We start from the raw sequence: 22,571 nt of genomic DNA on the forward strand, positions 1-22,571 counted from the left end.
CTTTCTACCATGAAAAACTACAGCATCTTCTCTATAGGCGTCACCGTTTTGATGCTTATATTTTCGCAAAGCCTTTTCGCGCAAACCGAAAGGTTCGATCTGTTTAGCTATAAAGCACCTGCCGGGTGGACAAAAGAAACTAAGCAAACCTACATAGCCTACACCAAAATAGATAAAGCCAAGGGTGAGTGGTGCCAGTTGGTGATGTATAAAAGCGTGCCCTCAAAAGGATCAATAGATGCTGACTTTGACAGCGAATGGGATAAACTGGCCCGCACCCCCAATAATATTGAAGCCGCGCCTAACAAAAGCAAGACCGAACAAGCTAATGGCTGGCAAATTATTTCTGGAGCAGCCAATTTTACTTTTGAGGGGGCAACGGCCATGGCATTGCTCACTACCTTCAGCGGGTACGATCATTGCCTCAGCATACTGGCAAAAACAAACAGCCGGGATATGACCAATACCATTTATTCCTTTTTAAATGCTATCGATCTGCAAAAACCGGCAAACGCGAATAACATCAGTCAAACCACAGTGACCAACACTACGGCTGTGAACGACGGATTTAAGTTCAACACCACCAATTGGGACGATGGCTGGGTCAGCACCGTACAGCCGGATTGGGTTGATGTAAGCAAAGGAAACATCAAAATACTTTTACACTACCCCGTAAATATAAATGCCGCCAATACCGACCCTAAAGTAATGAACGACGCGGCCTGGAACCACTTTATCGTTCCCCGTTACCGTAATATTAATGGCTATAAAACCGCGCCTAATACCCTAACCTCGCAACGGGCATATTTCGCGGCGGCCACTGTTACCGGCAACACTAATGGTAAAACCAACTACGTGGTATTATTCAGCAAGGGCAAAACAGGCTGGCTGGAGTTTATTTGTCCGGATAAAAATACGTTTGTTCAATATTTTGGTGTGGATGTAGATAAGGTGACCTATTATACCGAGGATAAACTATGGGAAACGATGCAAAAAATGGCCGGCTACAATAAATTCGCCATTGCCGCGGCAGACCTTACCGGCAACTGGACTAATAATTTTGGCGGCAACACCTATTACGCTAACATATACACCGGCTTAAGCGCGGGCATGAGCACGTATACATCTAACCAGGAATATCGCTTTTCGGGTAAAAGCTATTCATGGCGCATTATAGCTGCAAATTCATACGGCGGGGCCTCGAGTATAGCACAAGGCAAGGGCAGCGGTAGCTTTAATGTACCCGATAACTGGCATGTTTATTTTTCAGACATTGAAGGCAAACCCAAAAACTACAACGCGCAGTTTTGCGCGGTAAAGGGCGGCAGGTTGCTTATCCTGGATGGTAGTCCGTTCAGCAAACAATAGTGGATCGAACTGATAATCATTATTAACAAGCGGGCGGCACCCAGCCATGAGTCGCCGCCCGCTTGTTATGCTTATTTAAAAAAGAAACCCAGCAGCGCTTTCTGCACTTGCGCGGTTTGTTCCTGCACAACCCAGTGGCCCGAGTCTTTTATGATAGATTCCTGCACGTTGTTGGCCACCAGGTTAGAATGTGCCGCCAAAAATGCTCCCGCGAAATGGTCAGATCCCATGGCCAGCAATGGCATTGGCAGTTTATGTTTGGCAAATAGCACATTGTCTTTAGCATCGTTATTAAATTCGCCAAACCAATGGAACGCGCCGGTTGTAGCGCCGGGTACCGAGTAAGCCCTGATGAACTCGTTCTTTTCGGCCTGGGTAAAAGAGTTATTTTTAAACCCAACGGTTGGCCAAAAATCAGTAAAGAATAAACCTACTTTGCCCGATACCAATTCGCCTGAATGAGGTTGTGCAAAAAAACCGAACCACCAGGCTTGTGATTTCACCTGGCTCCAAACCGGCTCAATACCCGGCAGCAGGGCATCCATTAAGGCAAGTTTTTTTACTTCCGTTGGGAATTGAGCGGCATAAGCGTAAGCAACCATCAGGCCTATATCATGCCCTGCGAGGTTGATATGCTGATAGCCCAGCTTTTTCATCAGTTCGTGCATATCTACTGCCATATTCTTTTTACCGTAACCACCGGCCGGTTTGCCCGATTCGCCAACACCACGCAGGTCAGGTGCTATCACGGTAAAATGTTTAGAAAGCTCCGGCAATAAGCGGTTCCACATATACCAGTTTTGGCCAAAGCCGTGTACTAATAATAAAGGCTCGCCTTTGCCGCCAATAACGTAATGGATCTTTACATTGTTAACCACGGCATATTGATCTTTAAAGCCTGCGGGTGGCGTTGCAGGTTTAACAGTAGCCGCGAAACTTAGGGTAGTTAATAAAGTGAACAGGGCAATTAATGCCAGTTGGGTGATTTGTTTTATTGTTTTCATGATTTTGATTTGTTTGTTATGATGTGTAATTAATGTTGTTATTGTTGGTGATATAGTGGCTAAGCATTAAAGGGTGCTGATCCAGTTTAAGATGTAGGCTGCCTTTTCTTCCCATTCGGGTTGGCCCAATACAAAGTGGTTAGCGTTATCAAATTCCTTATAATCCGTTACCGAATCGGCATCACTGTATTTTTTGAAATTGGAGTAATTGAGCGAAGCAGGTATAAAATTATCCTTGCCCCCCGCCAAAAATAAAAGCGGCACATGCGGAAGGCTGAAATCTATTTTGGCTGCTTTAGTGATCGCGTCGCGCACAACCAGTTTTGATTCGGGAGTAAGCAGGTTATAGTAGGCCTCTTTCTGCTCTTCGTACTCCATGCCGTTGGTAAAAGCGTATTGCCACTCGCGGAACGACATGAGGTATGATTTTTTGGCAGATGTAAAAAAGCCTAACGGCCCCCAGCCTGCTTTATAAAAGGAGTATTTAAAAGTCATCACCCCTTGTGGTTGCAGCGAATGGATAGCTATGCCCGCTTCGGCAAGTCCGCGTTGTACCAATAATTGTGTAATAAGGCCGCCCATTGAATGGCCTATCAGTATCGGCTTTTCGGGTAATTGCTGTACAATGTTGGCGAAATACTCGGCCAGGTCGGCCAGGCGCTGGCTTGCTATAGCGGCATCGGGATGCCTTTTTCTGAGCGTACATGCATCCGCGTTTTTATGAGGCCATGCAGGGGCGATGGTTTTATACCCATTGGCTCCAAAAAATAGTTTCCAGTTATCCCAGCTTGATGCGCCTACAAATGCTCCCGTAATAAATACTATAGTTTTAGAAGCGGTAGCTGCTGTTTGTTTATTTTGTGTGTACATATTCGTAAATTTGGTATGACCACCATAAACAACAGGGATACCATTTTTGCAAATAACTGATATACAGACAATTAATTTACGAACTCATATCCAGCTTACTTTATGTCGTTATCTTACGCTAAAAAGGGACGAAATAAAGCAACCGGGAAAATTATACAATAAGGTGCCCTTATTTAGCTGATGACGATATATCGTCATCAATTATGATATAAAGTAATGACCTGTTTCGGAATACACGTAATTCATTAATTAACAACACCTTATATTTAAGGAACATATTTTGACCTATACCACGCATGCAAGTAACGCGATAATGAATAAGATAAGCTATACCCTATTATTCGTATTTTCCCTTTTATCATTATTGTATTTACCTGCTTTTTCACAGGCGCCGCAAACTGCCGTAAAGAGTATAGGTGACGGGTATATGGCATCGGCCAAAGCATGGACACTTAAAAATGACAGCGTTAAATGCAACGCCGATGTGCGCAAAGCTATAGCAGCATATTTGAAGAACGGACAAACACGTGATGCCGCCGAAGCCTACCTTAAATTAGAAGAGTATTATAACTTTTTTCATGGCCCCGGTTACGGCCCGAGGATAGCCTATTATGAAAAAGCGCTGGCACTGTTTACAAGCATACAGGTTAATGACAGGGCTGCCGCTACACTTAAAATACTGGGCGATTTTTACCAGATAGAGGGCAACTATTTAAAATCGATACTGGCATTAAAAAACTCCTTGCATTTATATGAATCGGTTAAAAAGCAAGATGACCTGCAAGGTTTGTACGACCTCATGGGCATCGTTAACTCGCGGTTGGGCAATTACGATGATGCTTTAAAATACGGACTGCTGGCGGTTAGGGCGGCAGATGCAGCCGGCGATACGGAATCGTTACAATTGAGCACTACATTTAATCGCCTGGGGGGCACTTATTACACCCTGAAACAGTTTGATAAGGCGCTGATATATTTTCATAAATCCTTAGCTATAGCCAAAAAAAATCATGATCCTGATTATGTGATACCCCTTGCTTACAACATAGCCAATGTGTTAAAAGTGCTCCACAGGCCACAGGAAGGTTACAGGCTGATGAAGGAGATGGAGCGATTATACAAGCCAAAAGAATTTGTGAACAGGGCGCTTGTAAATATATCATACCTGAATATGCTGGTGGCTTCAAAGCGGTTTACACAGGCCCGCCAGCTTTGTGATACCCTGCTTAACCTTTCATTATTAATTGATAGTAATGATAGAAACCAGGGGCTGATACAGCAAACAATCGCCCTGTATTTTATGGCCGTGAAAGATTTTAAGCAAGCCAGGGTACATGCCAATAATTATGAGCAAATGGGTATCAGATCATCAAATAATGACGACCTGATCAATGCTTACAGAACCCAGTATCAAATTGATTCTTTGGCCGGTGACGAGGTGAATGAGTTGAAAAACTTCAGAAAATATACTGATCTGAAAAATAAGCTATATAATGAAAAAGCAAGCCAGCGAATAGCCCAGTTAGAGATTTCATATAACATAGAAAAGAAGAACCAGGAATTAAAAGCCAAAGAAACCAATATACAGGCACTACAAAAACAAACAACGCTACAAAACACCAATATAAAGCAACAGGCCACCCTGCAAAAACTAAGTGTAGGCGGCCTGGTACTACTTGCCTTATTACTTGGGCTTAGTTACAACCGCTATTTACTGAAGCAAAGGGTAAACAGGCAGTTGCAGGTACAGCAATCAGAGATCAATCTTAAAAACCGCTCATTAACCAACCTGATCACCGAGAAGGATGGTTTGCTTGAAGAAAAGGAATGGCTGATGAAAGAGATCCATCACCGGGTAAAGAACAATTTGCAAATCGTGATCAGCCTGCTTAACACCCAATCATCCTACCTTAACGATGATGTGGCTTATAAAGCCATCAGGGAAAGTCAGCACCGCATGCAATCCATCTCGCTTATTCATCAAAAGCTCTACCAGTCTGAAAATATGGCATTGGTAAGTATGCCCGCTTACATCAGCGACCTTATTCAGTACTTAAGCGACAGTTTCGATATTGCCCCACGCATCAGGTTCGAGATGGATATAGCTCCTGTTGAGCTGGATGTAACCAAATCTGTTCCGCTGGGCCTTATTTTAAATGAGGCTATTACCAATTCAATAAAGTACGCTTTTACCGAAAATGGCGACGGAATTATATACATCGCCCTGCGCGAATGCAGCGAGAATAATTACGAATTAACCATACGCGATAACGGCAGAGGGCTTACCGAAAACATCGATCTGTCAAAAAGCAGAACCTTGGGCATGAGCCTTATGCGCGGCCTGAGCAAACAACTAAGCGGCACCTTCGCTGTAAAAAACGATGATGGGATAGCCATCATTATCAATTTTACCAACGAAAAACGCCTTATAGCATAAACATTGATCAACCTATTATCATGACTAAAAAGATACTAATTGTAGAAGACGAATTTATTGTAGCCAACGATCTTGCTATTATGCTGGAGAAAGCCGGTTATGATGTTTGCGACATTGCCGATTCGGTAGAAGAAGCCCGCGAGATCATAGCCCGCCAAAAACCGCAACTGGTATTGCTCGATATCCATTTAAAAGGCACGCTAACGGGTATCGACCTGGCTAAACAATTGGTTGATGAGCAAATAGCCTTTGTTTACCTGTCGGCCAATTCAAACCAGAAGATTTTGGAGGAAGCCAAAGCCACGCAGCCCTACGGCTTTATGGTTAAGCCTTTTCGCGAAAAGGATGTACTGGTAAGCCTTGAAATTGCCCAATACCTGCACGAGCAAAGCATGCTGACTAAACGCGCCAACGAGCAATTACTGCAAAGCGCGCTTGCCGATATACTGGCCGAACCCACCGAATGGAGCCATAAATTTTTGAAAATTGCAAAGACGATACAACCTTACGTGCCCTTTGATTATTTGGCCGTAGGGATGAAAAACCTGGATAGCCTGCCGTATGATGGCATCAGTTTTTTGCGCACCAGTTTTAACGATTACCAGGTGATCGGGTTTGACGAGCTGATGACCATTTCGGGTATGAAAAAGGCCGAACTGCTGAAGTTGCAGGAACCCACTACCGACGATACCTTTTCGGCATTGTATAATGACGACGACTTTGTGGCCCGCTGCAAAGAGAATGCAGCCAAACGGTTTGTATCGCGCGTGTTTCAAATGCGATCAAACCTGGTGATGTATATACCCGTTACCGGGCGGCCGGGCTTTACCTTCTCGTTCTACAGCCGCAAAAGTGATATTTATACTAACCGGCACCTCGCGCTTGTAAACAAATTGCAAAGATCGCTCTCACTTACCTTTGACGGTTTGCTGGCAAACCACAAAATAACCAAGCCCGCCGAACCTGCAATAAAAGCAAGAGCAACCACGCAGCAAATGCTGCAAAAAGGCTTTGACGGCATGATAGGCAGCAGCCATCTTTTGCTCACCGCCCTTGACCACCTCACACTGGTTGCCCCCATGGAAACCTCCGTTTTAATACTCGGCGAAAGCGGTACGGGTAAGGAACGGTTTGCACGGTCTATCCATTCAAGATCATCGCGCAGCAAAAAACAACTCGTTGTGGTTAATTGCGCGGCACTGCCTACACATCTGATAGAGTCGGAACTGTTCGGGCATGAAAAAGGCGCTTTTACCGGCGCGGTTGAAAAGCGCATAGGCAAGTTTGAACAGGCATCGGGCGGAACCATTTTTTTGGATGAAATAGGTGAACTCCCTTTAGAAGCGCAGTCAAAACTATTGCGCGTATTACAGGAAAAAGAGATAGAAAGGCTTGGCGGCAAAGAAACCGTTAAGGTTGATGTACGCGTAATTGCCGCTACCAACTGCAATTTGGAAAAAGAGGTGGCGGCCGGTAAATTCAGGCTCGATCTTTATTATCGCCTGAACATTTTCCCGATAGTGCTACCCTCTCTTAGGGAACGGAAGGAAGACATACCCGAACTGGCCGAATTTTTTGTGCGAAAGTACGCGGAACGGGCAGGCAAAGAAGGCATGACCTTATCGTCGCAGGCCTTGAGCGATCTGTCCTACTATCACTGGCCCGGTAATGTGCGCGAACTGGAGCACCTTATTGAGCGAAACGTATTGTTAAACCGTGGCAATGTGATTGAGAAGGTAAATTTACCATCGGCAAAAGTTGACCAGGAAGCCCCCCCGGTTGATGGCGCCAGGGTAAAAACCATTGATGATAACGAACGGGAGTATATTTTGAGCATACTTAAAAAATGTAACGGGCGCATTTCCGGTCCGGGCGGCGCGGCCGAACTGCTCGACGTTCCCTCAACTACCTTAAATTCAAAAATGAAACGGCTGGGCATTACCCGCAAGCACGCGACAGACTAAGCGGTTACATTATTCTCTTTTACAGGGCGCCAAATTACAAGCAACAGTAATTTGGCGCTTTTCTTTTATACAGTCAATAATTAATATACTTATAATCAGTACTATATAAAAAATACTAATAAATTAGTTTAAATACTAATCAATTAGTAGTATGTTAGATTTATAAATCACAATTATGCAAAAGCTGGCAAAACGAGAAGAACAAATTATGCAGGTATTCTGGACGATGGAACGCGCCTTTATCAAGGAGGTAATGCCTGCAATGCCCGATCCTAAACCCCATTATAACTCATTGGCAACCATGGTTAAAATACTGGAAGATAAAGGATTTTTGGGCCACGAAGCGGTAGGTAATATCTATCAGTATTTCCCGCTGATATCAAAAGAAGAGTATCAAAAACATGCCATGAAAGATATTGTGAGCCAGTATTTTGATAACTCTTACCCCAATATGCTCGCTTTTTTTGCCAAAGAGCAAAAACTGACCGAGCAAGAGCTTAACGACATCCTGAACATCATTAAAAAACAAAACTAATGATACCATATAGTTTACATGTAGCCCTGCTGCTGGCCGTTTGCCTGTTGTTTTATAAACTGCTATTACAAAAGGAAACCTACTATAACTTAAACCGCGTGGTGCTGTTGGCTTGTTTAGGGATGGCCTTTGCATTGCCCTTTATTTCGGTGCCGCAAAGCCTGTCGTTAAGAAAAGCGCCTGCTGCAAATAATACTGTAGCTGTAACGCCTATCGGTAACGAATTAGCAAAAGAGAGTAAGATAATAAACACCATACCTCTCCCGGCTCCGCCAAAAAACTTAAAGCAGAATACTGCCAAAATACAAAACACTGTACCTGTTGCCGAGTCAGAAAGCGCTTACAGCATTAACCGGGATAACGTTATCAAATGGGTAATTTGGCTATACTGGTGCGGGGTAGCTGTGTTTGGGGCTAACTTTTTATTGCAGCTTATTGTGCTGCTTTACCAGGCCTACAGAAAACCGGTTATCCTCGATGGCTTTTACAGGATAGTGGAACTTGATGGCGATAAAGCCCCTTGCTCGTTCGGGAATAACATTTTTATAAACCCTGCCAAATACGATTGGGAAACTTACAAGCAAATACTGATGCACGAAAAAGTGCATATACAACAAGGCCATAGTTTTGATTTGATAGCAGCCGAGCTGATGCTGGTGATGCAGTGGTTTAACCCCTTTGCCTGGCTTTACCGCAAAGAGGTGGAAACCAATATTGAGTTTTTAACTGATGATGCCCTCGTTAACAAATATAAAGTAGAGCCCGAAAGTTACCAGATGAGCCTTCTGAAGGTATCGGTGCCAAACTATTCAATGCATGTTACTACCAACTATAATCAATCACTCCTTAAAAAACGTATACTTATGATGAACGCTAAACGATCAAACATCCACACCAGCTGGAAGTACTTTATGCTGGTACCTGTATTGGTAATACTGGTGTGCGGTTTAAACGAACAGGCTGCCACCAGCAGTCCGCTAAGTAAGCACACAAAACGTGATGCCATTGCTTTGCCGCGCACTGCCCCGGTGATCAATCTTAAAAAAGATACCATTATAAAAAAGAAAGCGGCAGATGCACAAGAAAGTGAAGTGCAATTAGCAGCTAAAATAACGCCCGAAAAACCTGTAGATACAGAGCCTATTGAAATTACACCGGCTTATATAAAAAGCTTTACTGATATCGGCTACGCTGATCTGTCACCCCAAACATTACAGGCCTTTGCAGGATGGGGCATAACTGCCGGTTATGTAAAAGGATTTAAAGATATTGGCTATAAAAATTTAAGCGTAAATGATTTACAGGCACTTAGCTCATGGGGTATAACTCCGGGATATGTTAAATCTTTGATGGATATCAAATACGATGTATCATTACCAACCTTACAGTCATTAACATCTTGGAGCATAACGCCATCGTACATTAAAAGCTTACAGGATATCAAATACGATACCTCCTTACCTACCTTACAGGCGTTAACCTCATGGAATATAACGCCATCATACATTCAAGCCATAAAGGATATCAAATATGATGTGTCATTACCTACTTTGCAGGCACTAACCTCATGGAATATAACGCCGTCGTATATTAAAAGCTTACAGGATATCAATTATGATGTTTCTTTACCAACCCTGCAAGCATTAACCTCATGGAATATAACGCCCGATTATATCAATGGCTTTAAAAACATCGGTTACAAAGATGTGTCGTTACCTACCCTGCAAGCCTTTAGTTCGTGGGGAGTAACTCCATCATATATTAAAGGATTTATGGATATCGGTTACAAAGATCTATCAGTTAACGCGCTTCAAAAGTTTATCAATACGGGAGTTACCTCTTCATACGTTAAAGGCTTGAATAACTATAAAGGATTATCTGCCGATAAAATACAATCATTGAGCGGCGGACAGCCAAGCGTAGCGGTAAGCGATAGGGTACGCGACGCGCAGATTGAAAAACTATACAAGCAGTTGGAAAAACATGCCATTATTTTAAGGCCAATTTTCCATAACCTCAAGTTTGGCGACCCTGCTATAAAGCCCGACCTGGTTTTGCTCGACAAAAAACTGGCAAAGGCCAAACTTACTTACAACCCCGATTTGCTCAAAAAGCTAAAAACAACCAAAACCGAGTTTGACGAATATCCTAACATTAAAAAGGAGTACATGGCATTTGCTGAAATACTTGAAAAAATTACCGCCTATGCTGCAAGTCCCGCATTTTTAGCTAAAGTTCAAAACATGAGTGATGAAGAACGTGAGCAATTTGAACTTTACATGAAAAAATTAAGCGACGGCTTAAATACGCCGTACAAACAAAAGCCAACCGACGACCAATAATATTTATATAACAAGAAGATGCCCTTTCCTTTCAGGCTTAAGCATCTTCTTGTTTTTTTGCTCCGCAGAATATTTCAGTTTAAAACAAAGCGTGTTATCCCAATAAACCTTGTAAAATAACAAAGCATTTATATAAATTGGTAAAACGTTTTTTCATATATCCAGCTTGTTAAAACGCGTTACAAAAAACCATCAACCACCTTACACTACAAATGAAAAAGCAATTATTCCTTTTAACAATCATTATACTATCGGTACTAAAAGTCGCGGCTCAACAAAAACTTACGCCTACCCTACTCCGCAACTGGCTCGCACCAAACACTAATGAATGGGTATTTGGCATTACAAATAAATACGTATTTACTAACGGCAGCTATTGGAACTATAAAATTATAAGCGCCAAAAACAAGCAATATCAATTAGCGCTTGAACAAAACAGCGGCTTAAAGAAAACATTATATGTTACCCCTATTGACGAAAATACCGCCAAAATAGGTTACAAAACCAACTCGCAGGTTAAATACAGTGCAAAATTCAATGAGCATTCTAATTACGGTAGGCATGACGATGCCGGGTTTCAAGCACCGCTGATAAAGGACGGAATTACGCATTTGAAAGGCATATTAAAAGATTACGACAGAAAACGCGACAACTACCGTTACATAGATGTAAACTATGAGACGTTAATTTCACCATCGCAAAAAACGCAGGCCATTGAGGTTGATAGCCTTGGCCGTTTTAGCCTTGATTTAGAGCTAAATACCCCTCATGAGATTTTAATAAGATTTGGGGAAGAAATGGCTGAGTTTTTTGCTATCCCCGGCCACCATACTACCTTATGCATAGAGCTAAACCGCGAGAACAAACTGGCAACAATGGAGGACGCCATAGCGTACATGACAAGTCGCCCGAAAATTATTTTTATGGGTGAGGATGCACTGTTAAACACGGCCTTCAATGATTTTAATTTCAGGCTGAGGCACATACTTTATTCATCGCATAACTACGATAACCAAACAAAGCTCGATCCGACGGCTTACAAAACATACCGGCTTGCAATAGCGCAAACCATGCTTGATACACTTTCAAGCTACAGTAAACAGCATAATACGGGTTCAAGATTCAGGCAATACTTTGAGCAGACTATCAAATTCGGTACGGCGAACGAACTGCTTAGGTACGGATGGCTTAACGGTCGAAAAAAACTGAGCATCGGCTACTTTGACTTTCTTGCTTCGCTCGACTTTAATAATGAAGTAAGCGCAGTAACAAAAGAATACGCGAGTACGCTATACGAACTATCTGTTTTACCTTCAGGCGGCGATTCCGAAATAAAATCACCTGGTATTCAAGAAGTTTTGAAATTTGCTAAAGAAAGCAATTATAAGTTTACACCCGATCAGGAAGAATTCATCAAAAACAATATCGTATTTACGGCAAACGGTCCCGATTCGCTTTCTTATCAAACTACATTTATCAGCGAATCAGACAGTATATCAAATGCAATAAGCGAAGCACTTTTTGCAGGCGCACGCAAGGCGATAGATCAGCAAAAGGAAAAAAGCAGGCAACGGTTATTTGAACGCATTAAATTTAACAACACACTTGGTGCCGACATATTACAGGCAAAAGAGGTTTACAATAAGGTGAATGAAAGCAAGGGGATTGATTCGGCAGCATTTGAAAATTCTACTGCCATTATTAAGCACCCCGAGCTTTTAAAAGAACTAAAAAAAGCGAATGACGATCTGCTGGCCAAAAGCAAAGGTAATTTGCCTAAAGGCTCGCATGTAATTGATCGCATTAATCATCCGCATGATGATTTACTGGAAACACTGGCTCAAAAATACTATGGAAAAATTGTTTATGTAGATTTTTGGGCACCGTGGTGCGGACCTTGCATGGGCGAGATGCCCGACAGCGAAATTATGAGAAAAGAACTCGCGGATAAAGATGTGGTATTTCTTTACTTAGGTGTGGATTGCAAAGAGGACTCGTGGAGCAAGACGATTAAACTCAATGGCATTGCAGGCGAGCATTACCTGTTAAGTAAAGATGAGTATACTGTTTTAAAAAGCAAATTTCAAATTACGGGTATACCACGTTATATGTTGATGAATAAAGAAGGTAAAATAGTTGACGCGAACGCGAAACGCCCGAGCGACAAAACCGGCTTGATGAACGACATTAAAAACCTGCTTAACTAATAAATAACCATCAGTTATTTTTCGGCACATTAAATTCCTTATATTATTTTATAAAGCCTAAATGTTAATTTTAAGAAAATAGTTTGTTTGAAAATAACACACTATATTGTCGCGACCTAATTAAAAAGTACCCCATTTTTAATAATGCAGTCTACCGACTTCGATATATTTAACACGGCACCAATTGAAAAGAAGGCGTTTACTGAGTTTTACGCCCGGCATTTTCAAACTTATACCCTGCTGGCATTTCAGTATGTTAAAGATACCGACGTGGCCGAGGACATAGTACAGGATGTATTTATAAAGTTTTGGGAAGCGCCTTTTAATATGGATAACCCGCAGGCTATCAAATCGTACTTCGGCAAAATTGTTATTAATAACTCGCTCAATTACCTCAAGCGCGAAAAGAATATACAACGCCACCACGACCAAATAGGCCAGGAAATTACCGAACAGGATGCTTACGCCAAACTGCACGAAACCGAATTAAAAGTTATACTTTACAAAGAAATAGAACTGCTGCCCGAACAATGTAAACGGGTTTTTAAAATGAACCGCTTTGAAGGGCTAAAGTACCGGGAGATAGCTGAAATGTTAAACATTAGCGAAAGAACAGTGGAAAACCACATTTCTAACGCGTTAAAAACCCTCAGAAAGCGACTTTATGCTATAAAAAACGAACTCGGGATAGATTTATTAAAATACAAAGCCATAATATTTGCTTTTGGACTAAATTAGGCCGTATTACGAACACACAAAACAGCCTAAGTAAATGGTTTAACCATTTAAAATACTCTATTATCAAAAAAAGTTTTAATTTTTTAAAAATACTTTAAAATCTATTAGGGGTAAATACCATTTTCGTTTGTCTAATACATAAATAAACGAAAACAGATGGCCGAAAAAGACCTCTACCTACAACAAATAATTCTATTTCTAAATAATCCTGAAGACAAGGCGCTCGAAAACACCATTAACGAATGGCGTTTATTAAACTCAGAGAACGAAAGATACTATCAGGACATTTATAAAATATGGCAGCGGGCTGCTGAAAGCGCGCCGCTTGAGCAGGTTAATGTAGCCATAGCTGTAGATAAACTTTCAGCCAAAATCGGGTATAACCCGGCAGAAGCTGAAGTTATTCCGTTACGCTCCCGCTTCAGGGCACTTAAATGGGCCGCGGGTGTGGCAGCCATGCTGACTATCGCTGTTTTGGTATATAATTATATGCAGCCGCAAAAGCCGGCGTACATCACCAAAACCACATTGGCTGCAAAGGATTCTGTTTTACTGGCAGACGGCTCAAAAGTTTATCTTGATGCGCATTCTACCGTGAGGTACCCCGAAAAATTCAGTGGCGATACAAGGCCTATCTACTTCGTATCGGGCAATGCATTTTTTAAAATAGCTAAAGATGCCTCAAAGCCTTTCTTTATCCACATGGATAATACAGCGGTGCGTGTACTGGGTACCTCGTTCAACATCAACAAAACAACCTATCACATCAATATCGATGTAAAAACCGGCCGCGTAATGTTTATTGCCAACCGGGAAACCAAAGGCATACTTACCGCGGGCACTGCCGCCAACTATAACCTGAGTACCAATAAGCTAACTACTTATGCCAGCATAAATCAAAACAGTGATGCCTGGCTAACCGGTCAGTTGCATTTTGTTGATGAGCCGATGGCCGATGTGGTGAAGAAACTGGAACAACACTACAAGATCAATATTGACCTGGACAGCAACCTCTCGCGCCTGGGTAAACTGAACGCCAGCTTTATTAATAACAATATTGATGAAGTAATTGCCGTGCTTGAACAAACCTACCCTATCAAAATATCGCACAAGGCAGACAGGCTCATCATCCGAAAAAAATAACAAAAACAAACCCATAAACCCCTCATCTTTTCTTTAACTAACTGACACGTATGATCAAAAATTTCTACAAAAAGCGAACTTTAACGTTCTGCAAAGTTTTTTTGACCGGTATGTGCCTTGCAATAAATGCAAGAGCCGACTTGGTTGCACAAAGCTTAACCCCCGGCAATGTAAAGCTGGAACCCTACCTTAAAAAACTGGAAGATGCCTACCACGTAAACTTTATTTATGATGCTGCCGAAATTAACAAAGGCCAGGTTGTTGCCGCCAACACCAAGCCATCATCGTTAAAAGATGCTTTGGAAGAACTGCCTGCCAAGGCCGGCATCAGCTATACCATTGTAGGCAACAACATCATCCTGAAAAAAACAGCCGCTGTTAAAAAAGCCGATGAATACATTACCGTAAAGGGCCATGTAACATCAAAGGAAAACAACAGCGTTGAGGCTTTGCCGGGTGTAAACGTATTTGAAAAAGGCACAAAAAATGGCGTATCAACCGATGCAAAAGGCGACTTCACCATCAGGGTTAAGCAAAACGCGGTATTGGTTTTCAGCATGATGGGTTATAAAGCCCAGGAGATCACTGTATCACCTGCCAATACTACCATCAACATTACCCTCGAGGCAGAAAGCACAGCCCTTAACGAAGTGAGCGTAGTAGCCACAGGTTACCAAAATCTCGACCGTAAATTATTTACCGGTGCCGCTACCACCTTAAAGGCATCAGATGTAAAGCGAGATGGTATTACCGACGTAAGCCGTATGCTGGAAGGCCGCGTAGCGGGTGTATCGGTACAAAACGTATCAGGTACGTTTGGTGCCGCGCCTAAAATACGTGTACGTGGCGCTACCTCTATTAATGGTGATAACAAGCCGCTATGGGTTGTTGATGGTGTGATACTTGAAGATGTGGTAAACATATCAAACGAGCAGCTATCAACAGGTGATCCTAATACACTGGTAGGTTCATCGGTAGCGGGTTTAAACCCTGATGACATTGAGAGCTTCGTTATCCTGAAAGATGCTGCTGCAACAGCCCAGTATGGTGCACGCGCCATGAACGGTGTGGTAGTAGTAACCACCAAAAAGGGTAAAAACACATCGGGCGCGCCTATCGTATCGTATACGGGTAACTTCTCCAGCTATTTAAAACCGTCGTACAGCAATTACGACATTTTAAATTCGGCCGACCAGATGAACGTGTACCTCGAAATGCAGAATAAGGGCTGGTTAAACCACTCATCTACAGCTAATAACCCAAGTGGCGGCGTGTTTACCAAAATGTATAACGAAATGTACAAGTTTGACCCTGCCACTCAAACTTACGCGTTAACCAACAACGTACCAAGCCAAAAAGCTTACCTGCAACGCTATGCCAATGCAAACACCGATTGGTTTGACGTATTGTTCAAAAATTCGCTGATGATGGAGCACTCGCTAAGCGTATCATCAGGTACCGAAAAATCGCAGTACTATGCTTCAACCAGCTTTTTGCAGGATAACGGCTGGACCATAGGCGATAACGTAAAACGCTTTACCGGTAACTTAAGAGGAACATTCAAGATAAGCGATAAACTATCTTTCGAACTCTTAACCCAGGGATCGGTTCGCGACCAGGTGGCCCCGGGTACTTTGGGCCGTATCAGTAACCCGGTTTTTGGTCAGTACGACAGGGATTTCGACATTAACCCTTTCAGCTACGCCATCAATACCAGCCGTGTGCTTACTCCGTATGATGCCAATGGCAATCTCGAATACTTTAACAGGGATTACGCTCCTTTCAACATCATTCATGAGTTGCAAAACAATACTTTGGGTTTAACCCAGATTGATTTTAAAGGCCAGGCGGGTGTGAAATATAAAATAACACCAGCTTTGCAATACTCATTTGACGGCGCTTACCGCTTTGCCAAAACCAACCAGGAGCATAAGGTAACTGAAAACTCGAACCAGGCCATGGCCTACAGGGCAGGTATTGCCGAGCAAAATTCTACCATCATTAATTCAAACAGGTTCTTGTACCGTAACCCGGATGACCCGAACGCGCTGCCGGTATCGGTATTGCCTTATGGTGGTTTTTATAATACGGTTGATGACAATATTACCAACTACTACTTCCGTAACGCGTTGGAGTGGAACAAAACCATTAACCAGGATCACCTTGTAAATATTTACGCGGCACAAGAGTTGCGTTACATTAACCGCCAGCACAAAACATTTGATGGCTACGGTTATCAGTATGATCAGGGTGGCGTGCCATTTATTGATCCTAACATAGTTAAGCAAAACGTTGAATCAAACTTCAACTATTACAGCATGAACTATAGCTACGAGCGCTATCTTAACTACCAGATGCGCGCGGCCTACTCCTACAAAGGCAAGTATAGCTTTAACGCAACCGGCCGTTATGATGGCTCAAACTTATTAGGTGAATCGCGCACGGCCAGATGGTTACCTACCTGGAACGTATCGGGCGCGTGGAATATCGATACCGAAGAGTTTATGCAGAACAATGCCATCAGCAAAATATTAAGTCGTGCTACGTTGCGTGCTACCTACGGCTTAACGGCCAGCATGGGCCCTGCAACCAACTCCAGCTTGTTTTTACAGGCACGTAATACCAACAGGCCTTACGCTACCGAAAAAGAAACCGTACTATATATAGCCGGTTTAGAGAACTCAGAACTAACATTTGAAAAACAAAAAGAGCTGAACATTGGCGCCGATCTGGCATTCCTGAACAACAGGATCACTTTAACAGTAGATGTTTACGACAGGCGCGGATTTGACCTGATAGGTTTGATCAGAACCTCGGGTATAGGCGGCGAAGAAACCAAAGTAGCCAACTATGCCGATATGCGCTCGAAAGGTATTGAGGTTACCCTTGGCGCGTCTATCATTAAAAAGAAAGACTGGACCTGGACCACCCAACTTACCTTCGCCCACAATACCAGCAAAATTACCAACCTGAAAAATCAGCCACTGATATTCAACCTGGTAAATCCCGATGGCGGCGCGCAGGAAGGTTATCCGCAGCGTGGCTTGTTCTCCATTGATTTTGTGGGCTTAGACCACAACACAGGCGTGCCTTACTTTACCAACGAAAATGGCGAAAGAAGCACCAATGTATACCTGCAAAGCGATGTAACCAAATACCTAAAATACGAAGGCCCTGTTGACCCTACCATCAATGGCGGTTACTTTAACTCGGTTAAGTTTAAAAACTTCACCCTATCGGCATTAATTACTTACAGCGCAGGTAACAAGGTTAGGTTAAACCCTGTATTTAAATCAAGCTACAGCGATATGGATGCCGTATCATCAACCTTTTTAAACAGGTGGGTAATGCCGGGCGATGAAACCAGGACCAATGTACCTTCTATTTTAAGTGCGCGTGAAGTTGGCCAGTTAGACGGCTATCCGTATAACAATTACAATTACTCATCAGCCCGTGTTGCCGATGGTGGTTTTGTGCGGTTGAAACAAGTATCGTTCGGGTATTTTCTGTCGCAGGATTTCGTGAAGAAATTCGGTTTCAAAAACGCTTCCCTTACCATGGTTGCCAACAACGTTTGGCTGATCTACTCGGATAAAGCACTGAACGGACAAGATCCTGAATTTTTCGGATCGGGTGGTGTCGCTTTGCCAATCCCGCGCCAATTCACACTTTCACTTAAGGTCGGATTTTAATTTCTCCACGTCATGACAAAAAAATACACTATCATATTCACATCGGCCCTCCTTGTACTTTCTTCTTCATCGTGTAAGAAGTTCCTGGAACAGGTGCCCGATCAGCGAACCCAACTGAATACAGTTGAAAAGGTGAGCGAAATTTTAGCTACAGCTTACACCCAGGCAGATTATGCTACTTTTACCGAGGCTGCATCAGATAATGCTGAAGACAAGGGCGTAAACGTAGGTAACCTTAACCCTACCAACCAAAACCCATACCAGTGGCAGGATGTGGACAGCCGCGATACCGGTACGCCAACCTTCTTTTGGAATGCCAGTTATGCAGCTATAGCCGCCGCTAATGCAGCCCTTGATGCCATCGCTAAAGCACCCGATCAAACCCCATACTTACCTTACAAAGGCGAAGCTTTGGTAGCCCGTGCTTACGCGCACTTTATGCTGGCCTTACTGTATGCCAAGGTATATGAGCCTAACGGCGCTAACGATTCGCCGGGGATACCGTATGTTACTACGCCCGAAAAAGTTGTATTTCAACAATACGACCGTGGTACAGTGGCATCTACCTACGAAAAAATAGAGAAAGACCTGCTCGAAGGCCTGCCGCTTATTAAAAACAGCGTTTACCGTGTACCTAAGTACCATTTTAACCAGGCAGCGGCTTACGCTTTCGCGGCACGTTTCTACCTTTTTAAACAACAGTATGATAAAGTGATTCAGTACGCTACTTCCGCGTTTCCGGGTAACAGCTTTGCAGCCAACATCAGGCCATGGAGCACCAAGTATTATGATGCATCGGCCAACGAAATGGAAATTATGTTTACCCAGGCAGCCGAAAATTCAAACCTGCTGTTAACAGAAGCACCATCGGGCTGGGCACGTAACTATTCTTTCTTTCGCTACGCGATGGGTTTATATTTAAACACTGAGCAATCGCAGCCTAACGTAACCGGTACTACTTTTAGCGGCCGTAAAATGTACAATTATGGTGTGCCAAACTACAGCTACCTTAAGTTTAAAGAGTTGTTCATCCGCTCGAGCCCTAATGCTAACATTGGTATCCCCTACACCATTATGCCGCAATTTACTGCTGATGAGTTGTTACTGAACAGAGCTGAAGCTTATGCCAGTACCGGCAAATACACCGAAGCGCTTGCCGATCTGAATACGTTTGCCAGCACCCGGATCAGAAATTACGACGCTGCATCGCAAAGCATCACCCTTGCAAAAGTGGCAGATTTTTACGGAACCGATGACCCGGAAGCCGGGTTAATTCAAACAGCGCTCGACTTTAAAAAATCAGAGTTTATACAGGAAGGTTTAAGATGGTTCGACCTCATCAGGTTGAAGATACCTGTTGTGCATAACATTAAAGCAGTTAACAACACCGATACCTATGTTACCCTACCGGCAGATGATCCGCGAAGATTATTCCAGTTGCCATCAGAGGTAGCATTATCGGGCGTGCCATTAAATCCAAGATAATTGAACCTAAACATTAACACATGAAAAAGAGATATTTTATAAACCTGCTTATTGTACTGCTTTTAGCGGCAACAAGCGCGTGTAAAAAAGAAGGCACCTTAAATGCCAACCTCGATGCCATTGACAGGAACCAGACTGCCAAAACCGATCTGGACAGGTGGATTGACGACAATTTTGTTACCCCCTACAACATCGAGGTAAAATACCGTTGGGACGCTTTTGAGCTTAACCTTTCAAAAGATATGACCCCGCCCGAAGAAAGCAAGGTAATACCTGCCATGCAAACGGTAACCGATGTATGGATAAAGCCTTACGAAGTAGTAGGCGGTGCCGATTTTATGAAGATCAACACCCCGAAACAGTTTGTACTGGTGGGCAGTCCGCAGTTTAACGGCGATGGCACCATTACTTTGGGTACAGCCGAAGGCGGCCGTAAAATTGTGCTCTACGTGATCAATAATTTCAACAAAACCAACACGCAGAATGTAAAGCAAATGATTCAGGTTATACAGCATGAGTTTACGCACATTTTAAATCAAAAAATAGCGTTCGATCAGGCTTTTATACTGGTAACCAAATCAGACTACACCGCTAACTGGAACATTCCATCGCTGGATGAAGCGCGTTCACTGGGCTTTATTACCCAGTACTCGCGCAGTAATCCTATTGAGGATTTTGCCGAAATGGTATCAAACATGCTGATGATGGGCAGCTACGAATACAATAATATTGTAAACGCTTTGCCGATTGACCCGCGTACCAAACTGCGTAAAAAAGAGCAACTGGTAGTTGAGTATTTTAAAACCGCCTGGAATATCGACTTCTACGCCCTGCAACAAGCCGTTGCTGATGCTGTTGATAAAACAGCCCCGGTTATTTTAACCAACTCAATAGGGCCAAACAACACTTACAGCTCATTTAGCGCCAGCCCTACAACAGAAACGCCGCAGTCGGCCGATTTTTTAGGGGTATGGAATACCGCTAAAACCGCGTTGAATGGACAGGGTTTTACGCTCGACAGTTACGACATGTTCTTCACGGCCAATAACAAAATGACGCTGCGTTATTACTTCATCCGTGGTACCACTACCTATTATGCCGATACCGATTACCAGATGAATTTTGACCCTATCGATATTGGTCGTGTTAAACTGGTACCGCTTAACCCGCAACCAAGCGGCGTTACCTACGGCAATATGGACTTTATAAAAGCCAGCATGACCGCTGTTGACAACTATATTAAAAACAACGAGTTCAGGTTTGACTGGGCGCCAAACCTGGTACCGGGTTCAAAAGGTGCCAAGGGTGCATTCGGCGCGTTTTACAAAATTGACGATAACAGCTCGTATATGATCGGAACATTGAATTAATACACAACAAGCAAAACATGAAAAAATATATCATATATACCCTGCTTTCGGTAGGCTTGTTAGCCAGCTGTAAAAAAGGCGTTGACCCGGCACCGGGCGAAAGGCCCGAGGAACGCACGGAAGCAAAACTAAAAGAATATAACGATGCGCTTACCGGCAGTACCAATGGCTGGGTAGCTTACCTGTACCCTGATGGCGGCAGCGGGTTTTCGTTCTACATGAAATTTTCTACCAATAACAGGGTGACCATGCTGGCTGATATCAGCGAGCAATCAACCCAGGACGTGCACGAGAGCAGCTATCGCCTAAAATCGGTACTGGCACCTTCACTTTTGTTTGATACCTATAACTATATGCACATACTCGCCGACCCTGCCCCCGAAGTAAACGGAGGCGTGGCCGGTTGGGGATTGTACTCTGATTTTGAGTTTTCGTTTGATAAGGTATCCGGCGATACCATTACCCTGCGCGGTAACTTGCTTGATAGTAAACTGATACTAATAAAAGCCACCGCCGCGCAAGCAGAATCGTATAGCAATAAAGGCCTAAACACACTCGTAAACGATATATTAGGCTATACTGCCGAAAACCAGTACCTGTTTGTAAACTTAGGCGATGCCACGCAGGTACAGGCTACCATTAATGCTTCTAACAAAATTTTCACCCTTAACTGGTTAAAAGATAATGTAATATCAACCAGTTCATCGGCATTCGCGTTTACGTTAACGGGGATTGTGTTGAAAGAACCTGTTGAGTACGAAGGCAAGCAGATCACCGAACTTACCTGGGATGCTGCCAATAAGCAGTTATACACCACGGTAGGCGGCGAAAAGGTAATTGTGCAGGTATCGCCTACCCCAATATTGCCATTGCATTTACTCATCGGCGTTAGCTACTCAAATATAATTGTACCTTACGCAAGCAGCTATCCGGGTTGGTCGGCAGATTTTGTGAGCAGGCGTGCGGCAGCCGCGGCCACTATGCTGGCAGGCCCTTATGGTTTACGTTTGGATAGAATGCAGTTCCAGTTTGATGTATTAAGCAGCAGGCTTACCATCACCGCCGATATTTACCAGGGTGGTAATAAATTCCTTGCCGATTTCCCATACACCTACAGCAAAACAGCTGATGGCGTATACAAATTCACAGCAGGTAATTTATCGGGCAATGCCTCATTGATACGTGATAATATGGCACCGCTTACCACGCAACGCCTGAGTGTAGATACGTTTACGTTAGATTATTTCTTTGATTCGGCAAGTGGCCAGGTATTAGGCCAGTTTAAAAGTGTTGAACATCCTGAATTTACATTTACAGGAACGTTAAACTAAAACTCCTTTATTTATATAGTTAATTAGCAAGCGGGGCTGTCTTAAAGGCAGTCCCGTTTTGCTTTTACAGGCAAATAAATACAGC

14 protein-coding genes are annotated in these 22,571 nt (G+C 43.2%); 12 read left to right on the forward strand and 2 right to left on the reverse strand.

Annotation, left to right across the window (positions count from 1 at the left end):
- The first annotated feature begins 9 nt into the window (after positions 1-9).
- Positions 10-1,368, forward strand: a complete 1,359-nt coding sequence (locus AC07NA_RS14595) for a hypothetical protein (protein ID WP_494898280.1) — start codon at positions 10-12, stop codon at positions 1,366-1,368.
- 71 nt (positions 1,369-1,439) lie between these two features.
- Here AC07NA_RS14595 and AC07NA_RS14600 read toward each other — a convergent pair whose 3' ends face one another.
- Entirely contained in the window at positions 1,440-2,372 is a 933-nt protein-coding gene (locus AC07NA_RS14600; protein ID WP_494898281.1) for an alpha/beta fold hydrolase, read from the reverse strand.
- A 66-nt stretch (positions 2,373-2,438) separates the two neighbouring features.
- Positions 2,439-3,242 (reverse strand): alpha/beta hydrolase, encoded by an 804-nt coding sequence (locus AC07NA_RS14605; protein ID WP_494898282.1) that lies wholly within the window; start codon positions 3,240-3,242, stop codon positions 2,439-2,441.
- Positions 3,243-3,555: 313 nt separating this feature from the next.
- On the opposite strand from AC07NA_RS14605, the gene AC07NA_RS14610 reads away from it, so the two are divergent.
- The 11 genes from AC07NA_RS14610 to AC07NA_RS14660 all read left to right on the forward strand — a co-directional run bounded on the left by AC07NA_RS14610 (position 3,556) and on the right by AC07NA_RS14660 (position 22,486).
- Positions 3,556-5,679: a histidine kinase dimerization/phosphoacceptor domain -containing protein gene (locus AC07NA_RS14610; RefSeq protein ID WP_494898283.1), complete on the forward strand. Its 2,124-nt coding sequence runs from the start codon at positions 3,556-3,558 to the stop codon at positions 5,677-5,679.
- A 20-nt stretch (positions 5,680-5,699) separates the two neighbouring features.
- A complete protein-coding gene (locus tag AC07NA_RS14615; protein WP_494898284.1) occupies positions 5,700-7,643 on the forward strand; it encodes a sigma 54-interacting transcriptional regulator in 1,944 nt (647 codons plus the stop codon).
- Positions 7,644-7,818: 175 nt separating this feature from the next.
- The gene (locus AC07NA_RS14620) at positions 7,819-8,178 is read left to right on the forward strand and encodes a BlaI/MecI/CopY family transcriptional regulator (protein ID WP_494898285.1); all 360 of its coding nucleotides are present in this window, start codon (positions 7,819-7,821) and stop codon (positions 8,176-8,178) included.
- On the forward strand, positions 8,178-10,520 hold the full coding sequence (locus AC07NA_RS14625) for a M56 family metallopeptidase (RefSeq protein WP_494898287.1): 2,343 nt from the start codon (positions 8,178-8,180) through the stop codon (positions 10,518-10,520). The genes AC07NA_RS14620 and AC07NA_RS14625 overlap by 1 nt, the downstream gene beginning before the upstream one ends.
- A gap of 212 nt (positions 10,521-10,732) precedes the next feature.
- Positions 10,733-12,727, forward strand: a complete 1,995-nt coding sequence (locus AC07NA_RS14630) for a TlpA family protein disulfide reductase (protein ID WP_494898288.1) — start codon at positions 10,733-10,735, stop codon at positions 12,725-12,727.
- A 144-nt stretch (positions 12,728-12,871) separates the two neighbouring features.
- Positions 12,872-13,465: an RNA polymerase sigma-70 factor gene (locus AC07NA_RS14635; RefSeq protein ID WP_494898289.1), complete on the forward strand. Its 594-nt coding sequence runs from the start codon at positions 12,872-12,874 to the stop codon at positions 13,463-13,465.
- 156 nt (positions 13,466-13,621) lie between these two features.
- Entirely contained in the window at positions 13,622-14,608 is a 987-nt protein-coding gene (locus AC07NA_RS14640) for a FecR family protein (protein ID WP_494898291.1), read from the forward strand.
- Positions 14,609-14,718: 110 nt separating this feature from the next.
- Positions 14,719-18,300, forward strand: coding sequence for a SusC/RagA family TonB-linked outer membrane protein (locus AC07NA_RS14645; protein ID WP_494898293.1), 3,582 nt, complete (start codon positions 14,719-14,721; stop codon positions 18,298-18,300).
- Between the two features lie 12 nt (positions 18,301-18,312).
- Positions 18,313-19,785 carry a RagB/SusD family nutrient uptake outer membrane protein gene (locus AC07NA_RS14650; RefSeq protein ID WP_345211349.1) on the forward strand — a complete coding sequence of 491 codons (1,473 nt, stop codon included), beginning with the start codon at positions 18,313-18,315 and terminating at the stop codon, positions 19,783-19,785.
- A gap of 20 nt (positions 19,786-19,805) precedes the next feature.
- On the forward strand, positions 19,806-21,155 hold the full coding sequence (locus AC07NA_RS14655) for a zinc-binding metallopeptidase (protein ID WP_494898295.1): 1,350 nt from the start codon (positions 19,806-19,808) through the stop codon (positions 21,153-21,155).
- A 17-nt stretch (positions 21,156-21,172) separates the two neighbouring features.
- A complete protein-coding gene (locus AC07NA_RS14660) occupies positions 21,173-22,486 on the forward strand; it encodes a DUF4302 domain-containing protein (RefSeq protein WP_494898297.1) in 1,314 nt (437 codons plus the stop codon).
- Positions 22,487-22,571: the final 85 nt, after the last annotated feature.

The sequence above is a fragment of the Mucilaginibacter sp. GW821-FHT07G05 genome (assembly GCF_059418565.1).